This is a genomic window from Pseudoalteromonas piscicida (genome assembly GCF_002744175.1).
In the GTDB taxonomy this organism is placed as follows: Bacteria; Pseudomonadota; Gammaproteobacteria; order Enterobacterales; family Alteromonadaceae; genus Pseudoalteromonas; species Pseudoalteromonas piscicida_B.
On record NZ_NKHF01000028.1, the window covers coordinates 1 to 19,910 of the forward strand.

21 protein-coding genes and 3 tRNA genes are annotated in these 19,910 nt (G+C 42.4%); 8 read left to right on the forward strand and 16 right to left on the reverse strand.

The genetic code is table 11. The annotated features are described in order from the left end of the window. Positions 1-10 precede the first annotated feature (10 nt). The 3 genes from CEX98_RS06405 to CEX98_RS06415 all read right to left on the reverse strand — a co-directional run bounded on the left by CEX98_RS06405 (position 11) and on the right by CEX98_RS06415 (position 307). Positions 11-86 (reverse strand) — tRNA-His (locus CEX98_RS06405). Positions 87-110: 24 nt separating this feature from the next. Further along, positions 111-187 (reverse strand) — tRNA-Arg (locus CEX98_RS06410). A 43-nt stretch (positions 188-230) separates the two neighbouring features. Further along, positions 231-307: transfer RNA gene (locus CEX98_RS06415), tRNA-Pro, on the reverse strand. A gap of 422 nt (positions 308-729) precedes the next feature. On the opposite strand from CEX98_RS06415, the gene folD reads away from it, so the two are divergent. After that, a complete protein-coding gene (gene folD / locus CEX98_RS06420) occupies positions 730-1,584 on the forward strand; it encodes a bifunctional methylenetetrahydrofolate dehydrogenase/methenyltetrahydrofolate cyclohydrolase FolD (protein WP_099641282.1) in 855 nt (284 codons plus the stop codon). A 91-nt stretch (positions 1,585-1,675) separates the two neighbouring features. On the opposite strand, the gene CEX98_RS06425 is transcribed toward folD, so the two are convergent. Genes CEX98_RS06425 through prmB form a run of 3 tightly spaced genes read right to left on the reverse strand, consistent with a single transcriptional unit; the run spans position 1,676 to position 4,242 of the window. After that, positions 1,676-2,107, reverse strand: coding sequence for a hypothetical protein (locus tag CEX98_RS06425; RefSeq protein ID WP_099641283.1), 432 nt, complete (start codon positions 2,105-2,107; stop codon positions 1,676-1,678). 54 nt (positions 2,108-2,161) lie between these two features. Next, on the reverse strand, positions 2,162-3,259 hold the full coding sequence (gene aroC, locus CEX98_RS06430) for a chorismate synthase (protein ID WP_099641284.1): 1,098 nt from the start codon (positions 3,257-3,259) through the stop codon (positions 2,162-2,164). A 47-nt stretch (positions 3,260-3,306) separates the two neighbouring features. Then, a complete protein-coding gene (gene prmB, locus CEX98_RS06435; RefSeq protein WP_143484328.1) occupies positions 3,307-4,242 on the reverse strand; it encodes a 50S ribosomal protein L3 N(5)-glutamine methyltransferase in 936 nt (311 codons plus the stop codon). Between the two features lie 95 nt (positions 4,243-4,337). Here prmB and smrB point away from each other — a divergent pair, with 95 nt between their 5' ends. Beyond that, on the forward strand, positions 4,338-4,889 hold the full coding sequence (gene smrB, locus CEX98_RS06440; protein ID WP_099641286.1) for an endonuclease SmrB: 552 nt from the start codon (positions 4,338-4,340) through the stop codon (positions 4,887-4,889). Between the two features lie 236 nt (positions 4,890-5,125). After that, positions 5,126-5,368 (forward strand): hypothetical protein, encoded by a 243-nt coding sequence (locus CEX98_RS06445; RefSeq protein ID WP_099641287.1) that lies wholly within the window; start codon positions 5,126-5,128, stop codon positions 5,366-5,368. Positions 5,369-5,627: 259 nt separating this feature from the next. Here the strand turns inward: CEX98_RS06445 and CEX98_RS06450 are convergent, their stop codons facing one another. From CEX98_RS06450 to CEX98_RS06470, 5 genes are all read right to left on the reverse strand, one after another. Continuing rightward, on the reverse strand, positions 5,628-6,233 hold the full coding sequence (locus CEX98_RS06450; protein ID WP_099641288.1) for a peroxiredoxin C: 606 nt from the start codon (positions 6,231-6,233) through the stop codon (positions 5,628-5,630). Between the two features lie 311 nt (positions 6,234-6,544). Then, a complete protein-coding gene (gene fadR, locus CEX98_RS06455; RefSeq protein WP_099641289.1) occupies positions 6,545-7,258 on the reverse strand; it encodes a fatty acid metabolism transcriptional regulator FadR in 714 nt (237 codons plus the stop codon). A gap of 123 nt (positions 7,259-7,381) precedes the next feature. Continuing rightward, entirely contained in the window at positions 7,382-8,134 is a 753-nt protein-coding gene (locus CEX98_RS06460) for a hypothetical protein (protein ID WP_242441647.1), read from the reverse strand. Between the two features lie 166 nt (positions 8,135-8,300). Beyond that, positions 8,301-9,242, reverse strand: a complete 942-nt coding sequence (locus CEX98_RS06465; protein ID WP_236596509.1) for a restriction endonuclease — start codon at positions 9,240-9,242, stop codon at positions 8,301-8,303. 233 nt (positions 9,243-9,475) lie between these two features. Beyond that, positions 9,476-11,179: a tetratricopeptide repeat protein gene (locus tag CEX98_RS06470; protein WP_277948916.1), complete on the reverse strand. Its 1,704-nt coding sequence runs from the start codon at positions 11,177-11,179 to the stop codon at positions 9,476-9,478. A gap of 198 nt (positions 11,180-11,377) precedes the next feature. On the opposite strand from CEX98_RS06470, the gene CEX98_RS06475 reads away from it, so the two are divergent. The 3 genes from CEX98_RS06475 (at position 11,378) to CEX98_RS06485 (ending at position 13,885) form a co-directional block, all read left to right on the forward strand. Continuing rightward, positions 11,378-12,871: an amidohydrolase family protein gene (locus CEX98_RS06475; RefSeq protein ID WP_099641291.1), complete on the forward strand. Its 1,494-nt coding sequence runs from the start codon at positions 11,378-11,380 to the stop codon at positions 12,869-12,871. A gap of 183 nt (positions 12,872-13,054) precedes the next feature. Further along, positions 13,055-13,564, forward strand: coding sequence for a disulfide bond formation protein DsbB (gene dsbB, locus CEX98_RS06480; protein ID WP_099641292.1), 510 nt, complete (start codon positions 13,055-13,057; stop codon positions 13,562-13,564). Positions 13,565-13,576: 12 nt separating this feature from the next. Then, the gene (locus CEX98_RS06485; RefSeq protein WP_099641293.1) at positions 13,577-13,885 is read left to right on the forward strand and encodes a hypothetical protein; all 309 of its coding nucleotides are present in this window, start codon (positions 13,577-13,579) and stop codon (positions 13,883-13,885) included. A gap of 49 nt (positions 13,886-13,934) precedes the next feature. On the opposite strand, the gene CEX98_RS06490 is transcribed toward CEX98_RS06485, so the two are convergent. Beyond that, positions 13,935-14,237: a ComEA family DNA-binding protein gene (locus tag CEX98_RS06490; RefSeq protein ID WP_099641294.1), complete on the reverse strand. Its 303-nt coding sequence runs from the start codon at positions 14,235-14,237 to the stop codon at positions 13,935-13,937. A 273-nt stretch (positions 14,238-14,510) separates the two neighbouring features. Between CEX98_RS06490 and CEX98_RS06495 the strand changes: the two genes are divergently transcribed. After that, on the forward strand, positions 14,511-14,819 hold the full coding sequence (locus tag CEX98_RS06495) for a YebG family protein (protein WP_099641295.1): 309 nt from the start codon (positions 14,511-14,513) through the stop codon (positions 14,817-14,819). Positions 14,820-14,992: 173 nt separating this feature from the next. Here CEX98_RS06495 and CEX98_RS06500 read toward each other — a convergent pair whose 3' ends face one another. The 4 genes from CEX98_RS06500 to CEX98_RS06515 form a co-directional block, all read right to left on the reverse strand. Then, positions 14,993-16,183, reverse strand: coding sequence for an amino acid aminotransferase (locus tag CEX98_RS06500; RefSeq protein ID WP_099641296.1), 1,191 nt, complete (start codon positions 16,181-16,183; stop codon positions 14,993-14,995). Between the two features lie 310 nt (positions 16,184-16,493). After that, positions 16,494-17,159 (reverse strand): GAF domain-containing protein, encoded by a 666-nt coding sequence (locus CEX98_RS06505; protein ID WP_099641297.1) that lies wholly within the window; start codon positions 17,157-17,159, stop codon positions 16,494-16,496. Positions 17,160-17,420: 261 nt separating this feature from the next. Continuing rightward, the gene (locus tag CEX98_RS06510) at positions 17,421-19,079 is read right to left on the reverse strand and encodes a fused response regulator/phosphatase (RefSeq protein ID WP_099641298.1); all 1,659 of its coding nucleotides are present in this window, start codon (positions 19,077-19,079) and stop codon (positions 17,421-17,423) included. 18 nt (positions 19,080-19,097) lie between these two features. Continuing rightward, positions 19,098-19,403: an STAS domain-containing protein gene (locus tag CEX98_RS06515; protein ID WP_095727406.1), complete on the reverse strand. Its 306-nt coding sequence runs from the start codon at positions 19,401-19,403 to the stop codon at positions 19,098-19,100. 143 nt (positions 19,404-19,546) lie between these two features. Here CEX98_RS06515 and CEX98_RS06520 point away from each other — a divergent pair, with 143 nt between their 5' ends. After that, the gene (locus tag CEX98_RS06520) at positions 19,547-19,876 is read left to right on the forward strand and encodes a stress response translation initiation inhibitor YciH (RefSeq protein WP_099641299.1); all 330 of its coding nucleotides are present in this window, start codon (positions 19,547-19,549) and stop codon (positions 19,874-19,876) included. Positions 19,877-19,910 lie beyond the last annotated feature (34 nt).

A 19,910-nucleotide genomic window follows, 5' to 3' on the forward strand; every position in this document is an offset into this window, starting at 1 on the left:
GGCATGTAGATGGGGCGACTGATGGGACTTGAACCCACGACAACCGGAATCACAATCCAGGGCTCTACCAACTGAGCTACAGCCGCCACTACATGTGGATTAAAATAAGATGGCGCACCCTGAAGGATTCGAACCTTCGACCGACGCCTTAGAAGGGCGTTGCTCTATCCAGCTGAGCTAAGGGCGCAAACTCGAGTAAACATCTTCATGCTACTTTCTTATTTTAAAAATGGTCGGCGATGCAGGATTTGAACCTGCGACCCCTTGGACCCAAACCAAGTGCGCTACCAAGCTGCGCTAATCGCCGACTGTGACCTTGGAGAACTTAGAACCTTTTTATCGGTGAGTCCTCGTTGGCAACGGGGTGCATAATAGTGATTTGCCCCGAGCAGGTCAAATATTTTTTTTAGTTTTTGTTTCAACTGCCTATTTTTGCCACAAATTGTTGATAAAACAGCTGACTTAATCAAATTTTATACGCATCTGCCGAGCTAATTCGTGAAAACCTCTGCTTTTACGCAATGCTTGCTTGGCGGGCTGCCTGTTTTTTGAGAAAATAGCGGGCAAATGTCCTCCCTAGTATAAAGTAGGAAGGCATAAAAAGTAGAGCAACCCCATTTTTTTCATCTTTACCAGCGCTTTTACACTTACTAAATGAAAATGCTTGTATAGAAGAATTCAAAGGCTCTATTATCGTTCAAGTTTTTTAACCCTTAATATAGGTCAATCATGACGGCAAACATCATTGATGGCAAAGCTATCGCGAAACAAGTTCGTTCTACTGTTGCACAACGAGTTCAAGACAGGCTGGCGCAAGGTCTAAGAACACCAGGTTTGGCAGTTGTACTAGTAGGTCAGGATCCTGCGAGCCAAGTTTATGTAGGTTCAAAGCGTAAAGCCTGTGAAGAAGTTGGATTCGTTTCAAAATCTTTCGACTTACCAGGAGACACCAGCGAAGAGCAGTTACTTACACTAGTTGATGAGCTCAATGCAGATCCTGAAGTTGATGGAATTTTAGTTCAGCTGCCGCTACCTGAAGGCCTAGACGCAGAGAAAATATTAGAGCGTATTGACCCGCATAAAGATGTAGACGGCTTCCACCCTTATAATGTTGGCCGATTAGCACAAAGAATGCCTGCGCTAAGACCTTGCACACCGAAAGGGATTATCACCCTACTCGATTCAACCGGCGTTCGCTATAAGGGCATGCACGCGGTTGTGGTTGGTGCATCAAATATTGTCGGCCGTCCGATGTCATTAGAGTTGCTACTTGCAGGGTGTACCACAACGGTTTGTCATAAATTTACTCAAGACCTAGAAGCACACGTACGCCGCGCTGACCTTTTAGTGGTCGCAGTAGGTAAACCTGAGTTTATTCCTGGTAGCTGGGTAAAAGAAGGCGCTATTGTTATTGATGTAGGTATTAACCGCTTAGAATCTGGCAAACTGGTAGGTGACGTGCAATATGATGTTGCAGAGCAAAACGCAAGTTTTATCACCCCAGTTCCTGGTGGGGTTGGCCCAATGACGGTGGCAAGCTTGATTGAAAACACCCTTGAAGCGTGTGAAAAGTATCATAGCTAAAATCAGATAGAAAAAGCCTCGAACGAGGCTTTTTTTTGGGCTCTGGTAAAAGATAACTAACTTGAGCTTCGGATAACTATTTGCTCACTTGCTAGCCGATGACTGTGTCCTGACTTGCTTTATTTTCTTCTTGAGTTATCGCTTCTTCCATTGCCTTTTCAAGTGCCGCCATTCGCGCCTCTAGCTCTTTCGGAGAGATTTTACCTTGCTCCGCTAGCTTTTCTAATTCTGCCATCTTTTCTTTCAGTTCATCTATCTGCTCTTTGTTTGCCCCCAAACGGCTAAACATTACCGCCTCTCTCATTTTTTCTAAAAAGGTTTGATTGCGCTCGACCACCTGATATTTGTATGGCTCATCAACTTTATTCTCGAGCACTGGCGTATCCGATTGCGCAATACTGGCAGCGGCGACGTAGTCTTGCTCGCTGGATGAGGTAGTTGTTTGATTAGCAGAGGTGCCACTATACTGCTCCGTAGCAGTAGAGGTTGGTTTTACAGCCGAGTGTGATTGATAAGTGATCATGATGCTCTCCTTGATTTAGTCAAAGAGAGCAAGTGTTATGCCAACGTACCTAGGCTAAATGTGACCAGGAATTGGTTGGTGTACCAGAGATACATCTTGGTTTTGACCGCGATGGCGTAACAAGTGATCCATAAGTGTAATGGCCAACATTGCTTCCGCAATTGGAATGGCACGAATGCCCACACATGGGTCATGACGACCTTTTGTCACAACTTCTTGCGGCTGGTTGTGAGTATCGATGCTCTGCCCTGGCACCGAGATACTTGAAGTCGGTTTGAGCGCAATGGAGGCGATAATATCTTGCCCTGTAGAAATCCCCGCTAAAACGCCGCCTGCATGATTGGATGTAAAGCCCTGTGGCGTTAGCTCGTCTCTATGCTCAGAGCCCTTTTGCTCAACCACGTCAAAGCCATCACCAATCTCTACGCCTTTTACGGCATTAATGCTCATCAAGGAGTGAGCTATCTCAGCATCTAGGCGATCAAATACAGGCTCACCTAACCCAACAGGTACATTTTTCGCCACGACTTTTACCTTCGCACCGACTGAATCACCTTCTTTTTTCAGCATTCGCATATATTCATCGAGCGCTTCTAGTTTAGACTCATCGGGAAAGAAAAACGGATTGGTTTCAACAGTTGACCAATCATAGCTCTCAGCCTTAATAGGGCCCAACTGAGATAGACAAGCGTTAATTTCAATGCCATGGACTTGTTTCAGGTATTTTTTTGCAATGGCGCCTGCTGCAACTCGAATGGCAGTTTCACGCGCAGAAGACCGACCACCACCACGATAATCACGATGACCATATTTATGCCAATAAGTGTAATCACCGTGGCCAGGGCGGAACAAGTCTTTGATATTTGAGTAATCTTTTGAACGTTGATCGGTATTTTCAATCAACAATCCAATACTCGTGCCTGTGGTCTTGCCTTCAAACACACCCGAGAGAATTTTTATCTCATCACCTTCACGGCGCTGCGTCGTATATCGACTTTGACCCGGTTTACGCCTGTCTAAATCGACTTGTAAATCTGCTTCACAGATCTCGAGCCCCGGTGGTACACCATCCACCACGCCACCAAGCGCAGCGCCATGGCTTTCCCCAAAGGTCGACACCTTAAATAATTGGCCAATGCTATTGCCTGCCATCGTTTTTCCTCATTCCAAAATAGACGATAGAGAGCATTGGCTCCCTATCAGTTTTTAAAGTATTCCAACAATTGCTGTTTGGATACCACAAAGACCCCTAAACCACCATGTTCAAACTCTAGCCAAGTGAAAGGTGCTTCAGGAAATTGCTGTTCCATATGTACCATAGAATTGCCAACTTCGACAAATAACAAACCGTCATCGGTGAGGTGATCAGCCGCCTCAGCTAGCAAGGTGCGTGTTACGTCAAGACCATCTTCACCTGATGCCAAACCAAGTTCAGGCTCATGATGAAACTCATCAGGCAAATCCGACATATCTTCGGCATCCACGTACGGCGGATTGGCAACGATTAAATCGTATTTTTGCCCCGGCACCCCGCTAAACACATCCGACTGGATTGCAAACACCCTGTCTTGCATCATGTGCTGATTGATATTGTGATCTGCCACCTCAAGTGCTTCAAAAGAGATGTCTACGGCATCAACTTGAGCGCGTTCAAAGGCCTTTGCTAGTGCAATAGCGATACACCCTGAACCCGTACACATGTCTAAGATACGTGCCACCTTGTTTGGTGATGCAACCCAAGGAGCAAAATGTTTTGCGATTAACTCAGCAAACGGAGAGCGAGGCACAAGCACACGTTCATCAACGTAAAAAGGCATACCGGCAAACCAAGCTTGATTTGTTAAATAGGCCACAGGAATGCGCTGTTCAATGCGAGCTCTAATATATTCCATCAAGTGAACTTTTTCACTTTGAGTCATCCGAGCATGCATAATTTCTTTAGGCGCATCAATTGGCATATGGAGCACTGGTAGTACTAAACTTACCGCTTCATCCCATGGGTTATCTGTACCGTGACCAAAAAAGACCTCGTTACTGACGAACTGACTAGCAGTCCATCGTACCCAGTCTTGAATGGTATGGAGATCTTGAAACGCTTCATTTGCCATTTCGTCAGTAATTAGTGGTTGCGACATTTCCGTCATGGAGATTCTCTAAGCTCAAACTATATAGCGACATTGTAGCGGTTTTTAAGCTAGGTTTTTATGCTTTTTTTATTTAAAATGAGGCTATGAACAGAGAATCTAACAGCAATGCTGACCTTAACGATGATTTTGCGATGTTTCGCGAGTCGCTTAATGGTGTAAAGCCCATCAAGCAAGATCAAGTGCAGCTTAAACAAATCAAAAAAACTCAGAGCGTTGAGCTGAAACAGCAAGTGAAGCAACAACAGTCAGAGTTTTACTTTTCAGACGAATATATTCCTGATATTGATACGTCTGGGACGATTAATTACGTTAAGCCAGGTGCAGACCGCTACTTAGCCAAACAACTTAGACGCGGTGATTATGCGCCAGAACTGATCCTGGATTTGCATGGCTTAAATAAAGAAACAGTAAAGCAAGAGCTTGCTGCCTTAATTCATGCTTGTAAAAAACAGCATATCGCCTGTGCTTGTATTGTGCATGGTATCGGTGAGCGAGTACTTAAACATAAGGTGCCGCAGTACCTAGTTCAACACCCAGATGTATTAGCAATGCATCAAGCTCCACTGGAGTATGGCGGAAAGGGGGCAGTATTAATCCTTGTCGATTTGCCCGATGACCCAAGCTTTGGCCGTTAATTCGGCCCAACCACCGCTTTTTATCCTTTCTTACTTCGCTTAACCCAGCCTTAATATATTTCACTAAATTTTAGCTTTATTACCTATCTAGCACTGGTCAAATTCACCACCCTATTAATTCCCAGATACCTATCAATAATTAAAGTATTTAAAAATCAACAAGATAAAAATTAAATTTATTTTGGCACAACCTTTGTAATAGTTATTACGACTAACACATTACAAGGAAACTCATTATGACTACTTTAGCGAAATTAACCATGACTACACTATTGTTAACAGCAAGCATGACAACAACTGCAGCAGAGATCGATGCCTCTATATTGCAAGACGTAAAGGCTAAAGTGACGCAAGCTATCTCCGAATCCATTAAAGCAAACTTAGAAGCATTAAAGATGGAAACCAAGCAATCTTTACAAGCTGCATTTCAAGACAATAACAACAACGAGGAAGAAAAAAAGGACAAGCCTAATGATTAATGAACTCACTTTTTTGAGTCTGCTCGCCACCCCAGTGATCAGCTTATTTGCAGCTTACCTAAGCATTCAACTTATTAAGTCACTGGGCCAGTTTATTAACTTTAACTAGCATGGCACTTGCTAAAGTAGGCAAGGTAGCCGCGTAGTCAAAGTATTACCCTGAGAAAGCTATTGAGGTATCAGTAGCCATTAAAAAACCCGCCAAACTGGCGGGTTTCTTTTTAATATCTAATAAGATATCAACAAAGTAGGCACTAAATTATAGTGCGCCTTCGTTTTCAGATAGGAACTTAGCAACACCTTCAGGGCTTGCGTCCATACCTGCTTTACCTTCAGTCCAACCAGCTGGACATACTTCACCGTGCTCTTCGTGGAATGCTAGTGCATCAACCATGCGAAGCATTTCGTCGATGTTACGGCCTAGTGGTAGGTCGTTCACTACTTGGTGACGTACATTACCTTCAGCATCGATTAGGAAAGAACCACGGAAAGCAACACCAGCTTCTGGGTGCTCAACGTCGTATGCTTGACAGATTTCGTGTTTAACGTCAGCAACTAGATCGTACTTAACTGGACCAATACCACCTTCGTTTACTGGAGTGTTACGCCATGCGTTGTGTGAGAACTGAGAATCGATAGAAACACCGATCACTTCAACACCACGCTTTTGGAACTCTTCGTAACGCTTGTCAAAAGCAATTAGCTCTGAAGGACAAACAAAAGTGAAGTCTAGTGGGTAAAAGAAAACAACCGCTTTTTTACCTTTAATACGCTCGTGCAGGTTGTAGCTATCTACGATCTCACCGTTACCTAGTACTGCTGCTGCTGTAAAGTCTGGTGCCTTGCGGCCTACTAATACACCCATTTTTATCTCCAATAGTTAGGTTTATTTCCAATCTTGTTTTGCGTCTTAACTGACCCAAAACATGTTGTACTTAATATTGTGGCGCGGTTATGAAAAAACAAGTCTCGCGAGACGGATAACGAAAACGAGCTAGTTTTGTCAGCCTGCCAAAAACTGTGACTAGTTTATTTGGCAAGTGCCATAATTAACAATCGAATTAACCGATAGCACTAATCTATAAATTCGATGAAGCCCTTATGGCGGTGTAATAATAGCACCAAGATCAAAAAAGGCTTCACTAGGAAGCCTTTTTCTAATGTCACTAACCTAAGTTAGTCCATGATATTTTCTGGCATGTCGCCACGGATCTGCTGCCAAATTTCACCCGACTGATGACCGTATTTACGCATTAGCGAAATTGCGCCATCATGTTCTTGGTTTTCAGCCAGCTTCGTAAGATCTGCATAGAATTGTCTTGCCAGTGCTCGTGTTCTTGAATCTGAGAAGTAATGACACCCTATTTTTGAATACAACCCTCTAAAGCCATTTAAGATCAGAACATAGATTTTGTTTTGTCCAGCTCCCGCCAGTTCATGGTGAACTTGGTAGTCATAATCGGCGAATGCTTCTGCGGTGTCGGCTAATTCTTCATGCTTAGAGAGAATATCAATCACTCGCTGTGGATTAAACTTTATTGCTGCACGAGTATAGATAGCACTGATATTGGTGCGCGCAGACAATAATTGATCGGTGAGCTCAGGCATTTTGTCTTCATCAAGGCGTGCCAGCGTCTCTAAGATATTAAGACCCGACGTTTCCCAGAAGTTATTTACTCTTGTAGGCTTACCATGTTGAATTGTTAACCAACCATCACGGGCCAGTCGCTGCAATACTTCTCGTAGCGTTGTTCTAGTTACACCAATAAGTTCAGAAAGCTCGCGCTCAGCAGGTAGGATTGATCCCGGAGGAAATTCGCCGTTCCAAATTGACTCAACAATATATTCTTCAGCAAATCCAGCTGGGCTCTTGGCTTTGAAAATTCGCATCTCACACCACTTTGTTATTACATCAATGCCTTTATTGGCAGGTTGTGCTTGTTAATCCACTGATTGTACCAGATGAAGCTCAACTAACAAGCTACAAATCACCCAAGCTGAAAATAGCCATGTTTAATGCGGATAATATTGTAATACGGTGTGAGATCTAGGGGTCACTAAAGGCGATATAGACTTAGCCATAACGGGCTCATCTTCGCTAAACACTGAGCTGTTAATGTAAATAAACAGCTCCTCATCTGACCATCCTGCCTCTGCCTTCATTTTGTATAACTCAAATGCTTCGTAGTACGGATCAGTATCGTATTCGTTTTCTACCATTGCCCATGCTATCCAATGCGAAACGGTATAATCGCAACCAGCCAATTGGTATAGCGGCTCACTTAAAAAAAGAAGTGCTTCGTAACCTTCTCCACCACAGTGTTTCTTGATAATTTCAGACAGTGCACCATCTAAATGTATGGTGGGTGGATCAGCATTTTTAAACACTTCACGCCTTAGCGTTTCACTGCCCCGATAAACACGACATTTCTTGGTGGAAGACTTTTCTCTATTTAACTCAATAAGTGCTTGATCGCCGAATGCTTGAAGCACAATCTCTATATTTTCATTGAGTTGATTTAGCTTGTTTAAGAGTGTTTCATCATCATTACCTGTAGGTTGCGGACACATTTTTCTGACTTCATTCACTCTTTTAAGTATTCGCTTGCCATTTGGAAATATTGAAAAGCAGGCTTCGAGCTTCTCATCATCCAGTTTCCATATGTCGAAATGAAGAGCATAATCCTCCCTGATATCAGGAATTGAGTCAGTCGACTCCCCTAATACTTCTCTCCACTTCCTTTGCCAATGTTGTTGATTGCTCATATTGTTTTATGTTTATATCTCAAAGTTTTACTTTCCCAAAAAAGCAGTTTCAACTTGGGGGTGCGCCGAATAATTCTGAGTGTCATTGCCAGCCATTGGGTTAAAAAAGCAACGAAGGAGAAAAACCACCCTATTTTGCCCTTGTGCAATAGTTTATTCGGCGAATTTATATAGTTTGTTCAAACAAAACTTCTGATAAACCGCTGGTAGGAGACCAAAGGCCTGATTTAGACTTAACGTATTGTGTACATAAAGTAACGATTTTTTTCTGATCACCAAACTTTAAATGTTTTCTGTCAATCTCAGTCAACATTTCAAACGCATTCTCACAATAACCGTACGAAGAAAGAAATAACCCTCCATTCACTTCTTCATTAATAATCACTTTCAGGAAGTCTCTAGCTGCTTGTCCACCTACTTTTTGTTGGGATCTCCAGTGCTTAAGCTCTATGTAATAGGTGTGGTCTTGACCAGAAACCCTACAGGTAAGCACTAAATCTTTACCGCCATCTTTACTTCCTGGGGTAAGTTCAGCGCTGAACCCTAACTCTTCAAACACCGTTTGAATAACATACTCAAGCTCTCTCCATTCAATATCCATCAAGTATCGAGGATTTTTAGCTATTAGCATCGCTAACCGCTCGCTAATATTGGAACGAATAATATTTACTAGCTCGAAGTTGTAGTCTTCAGTTTTTTCGGCCCTCTGAACCCATGCTCTCAGCGCATCTAAGTCAATTAGCTCAAGCTTGACTGGTAAAACTGAATTAGCAAGCTCAAGGGCTGATTTGGTAAAACGAGATTTGGTAACCAAAATCAAACGATCAAAGTTATGAGTAAATGTCGTTCCCAGTAACCGACGAACAACATCGACACCTACGGCAGATTTATAGTGCTTATATTCGATTCCTACTTGCTCTTGGTTATTGAAAAGTTGTTTCTCAGCAATAAAATCCACACCAACATCACCGCGAAAAGGAGCTAAGGCTATGTTATACCCATCTTTATTTAGCAATGGGACTAAAATTTCGTTGAATTGCTTCTCAGCATCTTGAGGAGATAAATTTCCATTTTCTAATAAGTTAATCCTACTATCTAATTCCATCATTTTCTCTATACATTACTCATTTGCATAACAACTTTATAGTAACCGTTCGGGTTATTTTAATACCCGTAATCACCTCATTCTTTGACTTTCATGTTAATACCAAATTAATCAATCTCCTACCAGCTTTGAACGTTAATCAAGCGAACGGGCGTGGCCGTAGGTGACAAGTGCCTCTACGGAAATTGAAGAAAGCAAAGAGCGTCGCGAATTTTATGTATGCGTAACCTAACGTTTTAGAGCTCGTTCTGTCTGCTTTCAAGCTTATTCAGCCATGCTTGTTTAAATTCGTGGTCTGATGTCAAAGCGAGATAAAGATCCGTAGCAAAAAAACTATCATTGTAGTCGGGTAACCAGCCAGTATTGAGCAGCTGCGTCAGCGCTTGTTGTGTTTCTGCTGTTTCATTGTTAAGTGCGAACCAGTAAGAAGATAAAGCTGCATCTAGCTGATTTCCTTGATTAAGGTATTGTGCCAACAACTGTGTTACTCGCTTAAGCTTGCTTTGTTGACCTGTACGTTTCAGTATCAGGGCATAAGTAAGGTATTGCCCTACATTGCCTGCCTCCGGTGATTTAAGTGCCGCGATATCAGAAAAATGCTGTTCAAAAAGTATTATCGCGGGTTGTACTTTCTGCCGTGCAAGCAAAGCAAGAATATAAGGCATCACATAATGATTACCCTTTGAGTCTAGCTCGTAACGCTGTTTTAAGAGGTCTTCAGCCTTTTCGACATCACCTTGTTGCCAAGCTAGCCCGGCTTCAACATACAATCTAAATGATGTAGAAATTGAACCTAAGTTTGCGGCTTGCTGAAATTTCTCCGCAGCTTCCTCGGTACGACCTAAGCTCAGTAACACTAAAATATGGCTCAACTGCTGCGCCGGATACAATTTATTGTGATCGATATGATTGGCTTTGTACCATCTTAAATATCGAGTCGCACGCTGCTGGTTAAGTGGATAAAAGTCCAGCGCATAGAGTGGATTGTTTTTAGTGTGAGGCGCTACGGCCACACTACGGTCAAAGTATTTTCGAGCTAGGTCTAGTTGCCTCGCGTTCAGATGAGCATAGGCCAGACCGCGAATAATAACTGCATCGTTTGGTGCTAACTGATACGCTTGTTTATGCGCAGCAACCGCATCAGGTATTTTATGTTGTCCGCGAAGAAAGCGACCATACCAATGCCATAGACGAGCATGTTTGGTTGAGATCTCAAATCCGCGCTTAAAATAATCCTGTGCTTGCTCAATTTCATTTTCCATCACCGCAAAGCGTGCAAGTGAGGTTATTACTTCAATGTTTGTATCATCTAAAATGCGTGCCTGCTCTAGCAGTGGGCGACACAATGCAAGCGATTCATACTCTGACACTCCACCATATATACTAAGCCCCATAAAAGCATTACATAAACCACTGAGTGCCTCTACATTGTCACTTTGTTTAGATAACACTTGTTGGTAAATCGTTTTCGCTCGCGCTAACTCTTCCACCGTTGTACTTTGAGACAGATGTGTAGCAAGAGTAATTTCATCGAAGTATGGGCTGTTTTGTGCATTGCGCTTTTGAGCAGTTTGAATATAAAAAGCACAAAGAGCGACCAGTGTTAGCAGCATAATGGCGACACCAAACAGCCCTATTCGCTTTTTACTTATGGGCATCACAATAGCTTTATGCTCACCGTGCACAATGTTTGGGTGAATGCGGTAGCCTTGAGCAGATATTCTTTCTATATACTCTTGGTGCTGAGGGTCTGTGTTTAAAATCTTCCTTAATTGTGCGACGGCTTGATAGACCGAGTTGTCAGACACCACTTTAGGCTTCCAGACCAGTTCTACGAGACTTTCTATACTCAGCGGATCACCGTTAGCCTCTGCCAATACTACTAATAATTTCATAACTTTGGGGGGAACTGTGTATTCACACCCGCTAGGGTGCCCCACAATTTGGTTCAGTTTAGGCTCAATTCGCCAATTCCCCAATAGAAAACCTTTCAACTCAGAACACCTTATCCTACTGATTATTATAGTTTTAATTAAATTAAGAAAAATTTCAGAGTTAATTTACATGAAAATTAAAACACAAAGTAACTCACCAATTATGCTCGAAGCTATCTAATCCGACACTAACAGGTTTCCATCATGAAAAAGCAAACATTAATAGCAACTTATTGCGCACTGTCATCCCATGCATTATTTGCAGCTGTCGATCTTCGTATCGACAATGCTACCATTTTAAACCCTATTGATAAGCACCAAGTTGAAGTTATCTCCAATCATTGGCTAGCAATAGACAATGGTAAAATCATCCAAATTTCCAATATAGGTGCAAAGCCTGAAGCATCTCAAGTTGTTGATGCTAGTGGACAATACCTCATTCCGGGATTAACTGACAGTCATGTTCACTTAAAAACCATGCCAGGGCTCTTAGCTTCCGACCCGAATGCAGAGAAAATGCAAACGGCATTTTTGCAAAGACAAGGCGCGAATTATCTTTATTATGGCGTCACCCAAGTTATTGACCCTTCAAACACTGCTGCTGGAATGAGCAAATTTGCAGCGAATGGGCCGGCACCCGACGCCTATTTTTGTGGTGCCATGCCTGTTTATCAGGGTTATAATGCACAAGGCCTTAGTTACGCTAAGCTCCATCAACATAAACCCTATTTTGCAGCACAACATAACGACCCTGTTAATGAACTCACACCATCTCAAGTACAGGCCCACCAAGACGCACAGCCATTAACGCGAATGAAGTCCGACGGTGCAACTTGTGCCAAGCTTTATTTTGAAGATGGGTTTGGTGAAAATAGCCAACTACCGCTTATACGCCAAGCAGATGCTAAACGGTTAGTCGATTCCGCAGCATCACTGCATTTACCTGTCATGGCCCATGCAAATGCCGTTGATATGCAACAACTTGCAGTGGAGGCTAATATCAACATTATGGCGCACGGGCTATGGAATTGGTTGACCCCAAATACAAACAAAGTAGCAAACGCGCTACCACCAAAGGTAAAAGCTGTACTTGATAGCATCGTCGAGCAAGATATCGCGTATCAAGCAACGTTAAATGTGATGCATTCACTAGCAAAAGTAACCGACAATACGTTTGAGTTTTCACCTGAATATCATAACGTATTACCGCTATCACAGATTGATTGGTATAAGAGTGAAGCAGGCCGTTGGTTTTCTAGAGAAATGAACCAAGGCTGGGGAACGCTGAGTAACCAACAAAAAGTCGCTAGATTAGAGCATGTGTTTCATCAGGGGCAACAAGCGCTAAGGTACTTACATAAACATGGTGCAACTCTTCTGCTCGGTTCAGATACGCCGCCGGCACCAACTTACGCGTCACAACCCGGTTTATCAACTTACCTAGAATTAACGATGATGCATCAAGCAGGCGTTGATCTTGTTAGCTTGTTATCGGCTGCAACGATTAACAATGCCAACGCGTTTGCATTAGAACACCGGTATGGAAGTGTAGCTGAAGGGAAAGTGGCAAACTTACTTCTTTTAAACAGTAACCCATTAGAGTCAGTAAGTGCTTACAACAATATTGATAGCATTATCTTAACAGGCTCGCATATTGAACGAAGTGCACTTCATATTAATGCCCTAAACCACAAATAGAAAGCGTCACTATAGAAGCAAAACAGGCAAAGCTCGGTCTGGTACTCAACAAACTCGCAATTTTCGAACTTCTTCAATAAGCAAGTGTCGAAAATTGCTCGCAAAGGTAGTGTACACTATTGATGTAAGGTTGCTCTAACCGGACCAGATCAAGCATAATAAAACAAAAAGGGTTTCTCGATAATGACGATTTCATCTTTTCATCTTTCTAGGCAGTCTTGGGGGCTGCTTGCGCTTTCAGCTGCTATTTTCGAAGCTGTGGCACTTTACTTTCAGTACGGTATGGGCCTAGAGCCTTGTATCATGTGTATTTATCAGCGCTTTGCGATGCTCGGGTTATTAGCCGCAGGCTTAATTGGTATGTTAGCGCCACGCTCTTTTGTGATCCGCAGCCTAGCCTTTGCCTCCTGGGGTGTTGGTAGTATTTGGGGTTACCTGATTGCACGTGAACATATTGAAATGCAAACGACCACCGATCCTTTCGCCTTTACCTGTGATTTTGTCCCGAACTTTCCCGCGTTCGTGCCGCTCCACGAGTGGATCCCAAGCTTTTTCGCTGCAACAGGTGACTGCGGCAACATAGATTGGTCTTTCGCAGGACTTTCTATGCCAGGCTGGATGGAAATTATTTTCGCATTTTATAGCGTTGTGTTTGTCCTCTTTGTGTTTTTTCATTTTACTAAAAGAAGCTGAGATCCTACGTTTATGCATTTTAGGTTAAGCCAGATAGAGCAACTTCATGGATTTAAACTCCGTGATAAGCAGATGATTTTACGTATTGCACTCAGCCGCCTTGACGCAAAAACCAGAGTGCTGTTACGCATCGCAAAGCTGTTGTTACTTACTCCTTTTTTTGCTTCATTGGCAGTCTTTGAAGGCTGGCTATTATTACCCATTCTCTTGGTGGCTGGGTTAGTTTATCCCCTGTTCACCACACCGCTAGAAATATACTTTGGCAAGCCCGAACTAGCTAAGGCCATCTCTGAGTTTGAGACAACTAATAAGTCCAGCTGATCAGTAGGCTCAATGTGCGGGCTTCGCTAGCCCGCATATTACTTGCTCATCACACTTTTATTTTTCCCTCCAGTTTTGCCAAAATCCCTTTGCCTATCCCTTTCACCTCCAACAATTCTTGAGTACTTTTAAAACGGCCCAGCTTTTTGCGGTACTCAATAATGGCTTCTGCTTTACGAATACCAATCCCTGGTAAACTTGAAAGTGCAGTTGCATCAGCTGAGTTAATGTTTAATACACTCTGTTGTTGTGATTGCGTGGTAACAGGACGCTCTAATGGCTTAGCAAATACCACAGAACTGCTTAAGCCAAGAATCAATAAAATGGAAAGTATGGTAGTTTTGATCAACATAAATAACACTCCTTGTGTATGACAATATCCAAACCTTTGCGACTTCAACACGCTTGTTGATGACCAGCAAAGCCTCTTAACTAAAGCCTGTGTTTTTTACTTTGTCAAAAAACGTTCATTCTTTACCAAACAAAAACAATGGATAACCACATGTTTTAATTGACTTTATTTATAACGTCTTGGTTTTCTTCGACTTGAAAATTTTTCAAAATAACTTGCGTAATGACGCGTTTCGGATTACTGTATAAAAAAACAGTGACAAGGGGAATAACCATGGCCGTTATCATCAAATATGTTGTTGAAAGAAATGGAGTCGAGCGTATGACTTTTACGTCTAAAAAAGAAGCCGATGCTTACGATAAAATGCTAGACGTTGCAGAAGCATTAGAAGACATGCTTACCAAGGTAGACGTGCCGCTCAGTGAACAACAAGTTGAATCCCTTGCGCTTGAAATTGCAAAACAAAAAGACGATTTTGTGTCTGTGTTAAAAGGTGGAAAAGTAACACCAAAGGCCAGCGCCAAAAACAAAACCGAAGATGAAAAAGCTTCAGATAAAGTAACTAAAATTAAGCAAGCCTAAATAATCTGAGCTTGAGATAATTAATGCTTGTCTAACAACCAGTTTTAGCGCTAACTACGTTGAATTTATCTCCAATAGCCAGATAAGAAATCATTTCAGGTATTAATGCTGATTGGTATAACTCGTAAAAAACCGCAATATGTTGCGGTTTTTTTATTGCTAGCGTATTCGTATTATTTAATCACGCTTGCCACTGCGTCAGCAAAGTAATCAATATTGTCTTTGCTTACGCCAGCCACATTTACGCGGCTAGAGCCGACAATGTAGATTGCATACTCATCACGTAGCTTATCGATTTGCTCTTTATTAATACCTAAGAATGAGAACATACCGTGCTGACGGTCGATAAACGAGAAATCTTGTGCAACCCCTTTTGCTGCCAAGCTTTCTTTGATCAAAGTACGTAGACCATTAATGCGGCCACGCATTTCATCTAACTCGTCGTGCCACATTTGCGTTAGTTCTGTGCTGCTTAATATCGTGTTGACGATATCTGCACCATGCGCTGGCGGCATTGAGTAAATACTACGTACTACGCTTAACATAACAGAGTTAGAAACGTCGGCAGTAGCACTGTCTTTTGCAATGATAGAACAGGCACCAATACGCTCGCGGTACAGACCAAAGTTTTTAGAGCACGAAGAACAAATAATCATTTCGTCCACGGTATCTGCAATCGTTCTAAGACCTTGTGCATCCGCTTCTAAGCTTGTACCAAAACCTTGGTAAGCAATATCAATAAGTGGTGTGAAGCCTTGTTCTTTCGCAAGTTCAGCAACAATTTGCCACTGCTCTTGGTTTAGATCCATACCACTTGGGTTATGACAACATGCGTGAAGTAATACAATATCACCTTTAGGTACTTGCTTAAGTGTATTGATCATTTCATCAAACAGCAGACCTTTATTTTCGTAGTCATAGTATGGATACTCTTTAACTGTTAGGCCTGCAGCTTCAAACAAACTAATATGGTTTGCCCAAGTTGGAGTAGTAACCCACACAGTCGCGTTGGTATTACAACGCTTAATAAACTCAGCGGCTACACGCAGTGCCCCTGTACCGCCTGGTGCTTGTGCCGTACGTACACGGTTAGCTAGTAGCGCACTATGCTCTCCAAGTAATAGACTTTCCATCTTGTGACAGAAGTCTAGATTACCAGCCAAACCAATATAAGATTTTGTTGTCTCGTTTTCTAAACGAAACGCTTCCGCTTTCTTTACCGCCCTAAGTACGGGTGTATTTCCTTGCTCGTCTTTATAAACACCTACACCTAGGTCGATTTTATTTGGGTTAGTGTCCTGCTTATAAGCGGCCATCAGGCCTAAAATAGGATCTGTTGGAAGTGGTTTTAGCTCTGAGAACATGGCTTATCTCTTTTATTTTAATTAATGCAAATTCGAACGACAGACGTCCGATTCCAATAGACTCGATGGTAACATAGAGACTTGCTTGTCGGTTACCATATTTATCTAGAATTTTATTCATTATTGTAAACTTGTCAGCACCGCAAAAGGTCTAGGTTTACACTTCACCCCAAGCTTAACGAGTTAACCTAAACTCAGCTAACAACTTGTTCTTTAGCAGCTGTTATCCCTTACTACTGGCTAGATAAGGAAATAATTTAATGTGATTTTAAAAGCAATGAGTTAGCTCGTTTCTTATCCAAACCTCAGGTTAGTTAGGCAAATAGTCTGGAATTCTAATGCATGCGGCCGCCAATAAAGCGAGCACATTGTCGTCAAAGAATGACTCTTGAAATGCCTCCGCATCAATGATCCCGATACACTGCTCTGCCTCGTTAAACAATGGCAAACAGGTTTCTGCTTTAACCTTTGGATCACAGGTATAATACTCACCGCCCTCTGCAACATACTTAGGGATATCATTAATAACCCGAGCCTTGGCATTCAGTACCGTTTGGATATTGTTTGAAGTAGCAGCAAAAGCTTGAGTTATTGGAAATAAAGGTCGACTTGGAGCGCCTGCGTAGGCAAGTTTTAATAACTGCTCACCGTTTTCTATTGTTCTAGTTTGATAGATACCAAACCAGTCAACGCCAGTGCACTCAACAACAAAAGCAACAATAGTTTGCAATTTACCCAAAGCTTGCTGGTTGCTTTCGCTTTGCTCAAGGTAGTCGGTCAATAAAAATGGCGCTTCCTGTAAGTGACCAAATAGGCTACACGCTCCGCCCTCACCCAGTTCTGGGATCTGATATGACCATACCGCTGATTCTGAATGTTGCTCAAGATAAGCATCTATTTTCGCTAACTGTTGCTGTACAAGTTCGTTAGAAACAGATAATCCGCTTAAAGAAATATATTTTGACATTTTAGCCATCTAAACATCTAAAGTTGAAGCAAGATTAACATGGCTATCTCACCTTGCCAATACAAAAAATGAGGTACAGTTGCAACATGCGTTTCTAGGTCGCTCGTTGAAGATTATTTCTGATTGCCACGTCGCCTAATGACGCCCTTAGCTAATGAACTTGAACTCGGGATAATTAAGGAGGTAGGAGCAATGTACGAGAAAAGCGTGTGCAGCTGAGGATGTTTTATGTAGCGAACTTTGTTCCCATGCTTTTTATTTACGCTCAGGCTACACTGACTTAGAGGTGAGCGAGTAGATCATTTCTAATTCATTACCAGCCTTGTTGTAGCTCACACTTTGCGCGATTTCGCTCAGCAAGCTTACACCACGGCCATGGCTATAATCTTTTTGCGACTCGTTGCGCTCATCTGCTTGAAAACCATTTCCTGAATCGCAAATATTAAAATAGAGTTTAAGTTCTTCTGGGCTATACCGCACTGAAATGATAATTAACGCCTCTTTTAACTCTTTAAGTACCCGCTCTCTGAGACTGTAATATTCAAAAAAACCATCTTCTTTGTTCTTGATTTCAGAATCCAGACCCAACACACCATGATCTAGTGAATTGTTATACGCCTCAGAAAGCAGCAAAAAGATATTTGAACGGTGAGCAGAAATACCATCCACCTTACTGAGTAAGTCCACTAGCTCAAGTACTGGATCGGTTGTTTTCATTTGCTTTGCGTCTAACGATAAAGAAATATTAAACGGAAGGCTGGAATAATGATTTGGTGCCGACATCGCCAATTCGCTAGCAACACAGTTCACAATGGCAATACTCAAATCATCTTGCTGCTCACTACTGCCGGAAAAGCTCCGTACCTCTGCAATAATTTGGTCTGTTGAAATGCGCCCTCGACTCGATAATAACCGTTTCAGGCGGCGCTCACCGTACATTTCTCCCCGCTCAGACTCAGACTCAATAATACCGTCGGTTGCCATCACTAAGCGTTGGTCTGGGCTCACCTCAAAATGCAGTAAGTTACGCTCAAACTCGTCAGTTTCCAATATCCCCAATGCCATATGTTGGCTTTCGATGGTTTTAATAAGCTGGCCGTCTTGGTCAATGAGATAAAGGTCTGGTAACCCGCCCAACCAAGCTGAAACACTTTTTCCTGAACTGCTTATCTCTACGATTGCGGCCGCGCAAAACATGTGCCCAGGTAGCAGCTCATTTAGTGCCGTATTGAGTTCAACCGCGATGTCACTAACCGCCATCCCTTTTTGTACCATAGTATAAAAGATTCGAGATGCGGGGAGTGCTCCAACAGCGGCCGCGAGCCCGTGTCCGGTAAAATCACCAAGCAAGCAATAAAACCCGCCCATTGGACTTTTGGCCATTAAAAACATATCACCATTAAACATAGAGGCGGGTGATAAATGGTAGTCACAGATCTCTGGATATTCAGACTGTTGCGCCAGTGCATTACTAAAAATGTGCTCTACAATCTCGTGCTCACGTTCAATTTGGTTGTAGTGATACTCTAACTGCCGCCGCTGCTCATTGCTTTGCTGGCTTAACCTTCGGGTTCGAGCGTGTGCCTTGATTTTGGCAGATAAGATCACTTTATCAAAAGGCTTGTGAATAAAGTCATCCCCACCCACAGCAAGACACTTTTCAAAGCTGCTTTGATCTTCTAATGCGGTGATAAAAATAATAGGAAGATAAACGTCACCGGCGTGCTGCTTTATTTTTGGCGCTGTTTCAAAGCCATCCATTACAGGCATCAGCACATCTAGGAGCACGATATCTATATCATGAAGCTCAAGAAGCTTAAGAGCTTCACGACCATCATTGGCGCAAAACACGGTATAAAACTGCTGCTCAAGCATGGCTTTCAGCAAGCGACAGTTTAATATCTGGTCGTCAACCACCAAAATATTCATGAGGGGGTCTGCTGGCGATTAGTCAATATCGAACTTTTTATCAAAACGAGAAATCTGGAGGATTTTTTTTAGCTGTGGACGGCAGTTGCTAATTTGTATACTCGACACTGAGCTACCCAGTGTTTTTTTCATGTTTAACAGCATACCCAAGGCGGAGCTGTCCATATAATCCGTTTCACGTAGGTCAACGACAACTTTTTCCGTTTGCTCGTTTACTTCAGCATAGGCCTGTCGAAAGGATTGCACCAAATTGAAGTCAAATTTGCCTCTAATTTGGATTGTTAAAGTCTTACCGTCAGCTGAAGCATTTTTACTTAAGCTCATCTTTAAGCTCCTAAATTATTTTGATTTGTTTCCCCTCACCACTTTAAATATAACGCTTAAAAAGTATTTAGCAAAAAATAAAAAACATCTAATCCTGTTTTTGTTATGATCGCTCTAAATAACCCGCTATAGGACCAGATTTAATGTCAGAATCCAGACTCGTGTACTCGACTGATATAGGTCGTATTGACACTAAAGAGACAAAACCTGCCGCGCAAGGTAAAGTTTTTAAAGACGGCGCTATTCGTATCGAAAGACAAACCAAAGGCCGTAAAGGCAAAGGTGTAATGTTGGTTGTTGGCATTGACGGCGAACAGCATGACTTGAAAAAGCTAGCGAAAACACTGAAGTCAAAAATGGGCCAAGGTGGCGCTGTAAAAGAGGGCGTTATCGAAATTCAAGGTGATGACAGAGAAAAGCTAAAACAGCTCTTAGAGGGCCAAGGCTTTAAGGTCAAAATCGCTGGCGGTTAATACTCACCTAGTCAAAGACTTGCTCAATATATAA

Bases quoted from the DNA above. Each gene is read 5' to 3' on its own strand.
- folD (WP_099641282.1), top strand. From the start codon at position 730: ATGACGGCAAACATCATTGATGGCAAAGCTATCGCGAAACAAGTTCGT.
- CEX98_RS06425 (WP_099641283.1), bottom strand. From the start codon at position 2,107: ATGATCACTTATCAATCACACTCGGCTGTAAAACCAACCTCTACTGCT.
- aroC (WP_099641284.1), bottom strand. From the start codon at position 3,259: ATGGCAGGCAATAGCATTGGCCAATTATTTAAGGTGTCGACCTTTGGG.
- prmB (WP_143484328.1), bottom strand. From the start codon at position 4,242: ATGTCGCAACCACTAATTACTGACGAAATGGCAAATGAAGCGTTTCAA.
- smrB (WP_099641286.1), top strand. From the start codon at position 4,338: ATGAACAGAGAATCTAACAGCAATGCTGACCTTAACGATGATTTTGCG.
- CEX98_RS06445 (WP_099641287.1), top strand. From the start codon at position 5,126: ATGACTACTTTAGCGAAATTAACCATGACTACACTATTGTTAACAGCA.
- CEX98_RS06450 (WP_099641288.1), bottom strand. From the start codon at position 6,233: ATGGGTGTATTAGTAGGCCGCAAGGCACCAGACTTTACAGCAGCAGCA.
- fadR (WP_099641289.1), bottom strand. From the start codon at position 7,258: ATGCGAATTTTCAAAGCCAAGAGCCCAGCTGGATTTGCTGAAGAATAT.
- CEX98_RS06460 (WP_242441647.1), bottom strand. From the start codon at position 8,134: ATGAGCAATCAACAACATTGGCAAAGGAAGTGGAGAGAAGTATTAGGG.
- CEX98_RS06465 (WP_236596509.1), bottom strand. From the start codon at position 9,242: ATGATGGAATTAGATAGTAGGATTAACTTATTAGAAAATGGAAATTTA.
- CEX98_RS06475 (WP_099641291.1), top strand. From the start codon at position 11,378: ATGAAAAAGCAAACATTAATAGCAACTTATTGCGCACTGTCATCCCAT.
- dsbB (WP_099641292.1), top strand. From the start codon at position 13,055: ATGACGATTTCATCTTTTCATCTTTCTAGGCAGTCTTGGGGGCTGCTT.
- CEX98_RS06485 (WP_099641293.1), top strand. From the start codon at position 13,577: ATGCATTTTAGGTTAAGCCAGATAGAGCAACTTCATGGATTTAAACTC.
- CEX98_RS06490 (WP_099641294.1), bottom strand. From the start codon at position 14,237: ATGTTGATCAAAACTACCATACTTTCCATTTTATTGATTCTTGGCTTA.
- CEX98_RS06495 (WP_099641295.1), top strand. From the start codon at position 14,511: ATGGCCGTTATCATCAAATATGTTGTTGAAAGAAATGGAGTCGAGCGT.
- CEX98_RS06500 (WP_099641296.1), bottom strand. From the start codon at position 16,183: ATGTTCTCAGAGCTAAAACCACTTCCAACAGATCCTATTTTAGGCCTG.
- CEX98_RS06505 (WP_099641297.1), bottom strand. From the start codon at position 17,159: ATGGCTAAAATGTCAAAATATATTTCTTTAAGCGGATTATCTGTTTCT.
- CEX98_RS06510 (WP_099641298.1), bottom strand. From the start codon at position 19,079: ATGAATATTTTGGTGGTTGACGACCAGATATTAAACTGTCGCTTGCTG.
- CEX98_RS06515 (WP_095727406.1), bottom strand. From the start codon at position 19,403: ATGAGCTTAAGTAAAAATGCTTCAGCTGACGGTAAGACTTTAACAATC.
- CEX98_RS06520 (WP_099641299.1), top strand. From the start codon at position 19,547: ATGTCAGAATCCAGACTCGTGTACTCGACTGATATAGGTCGTATTGAC.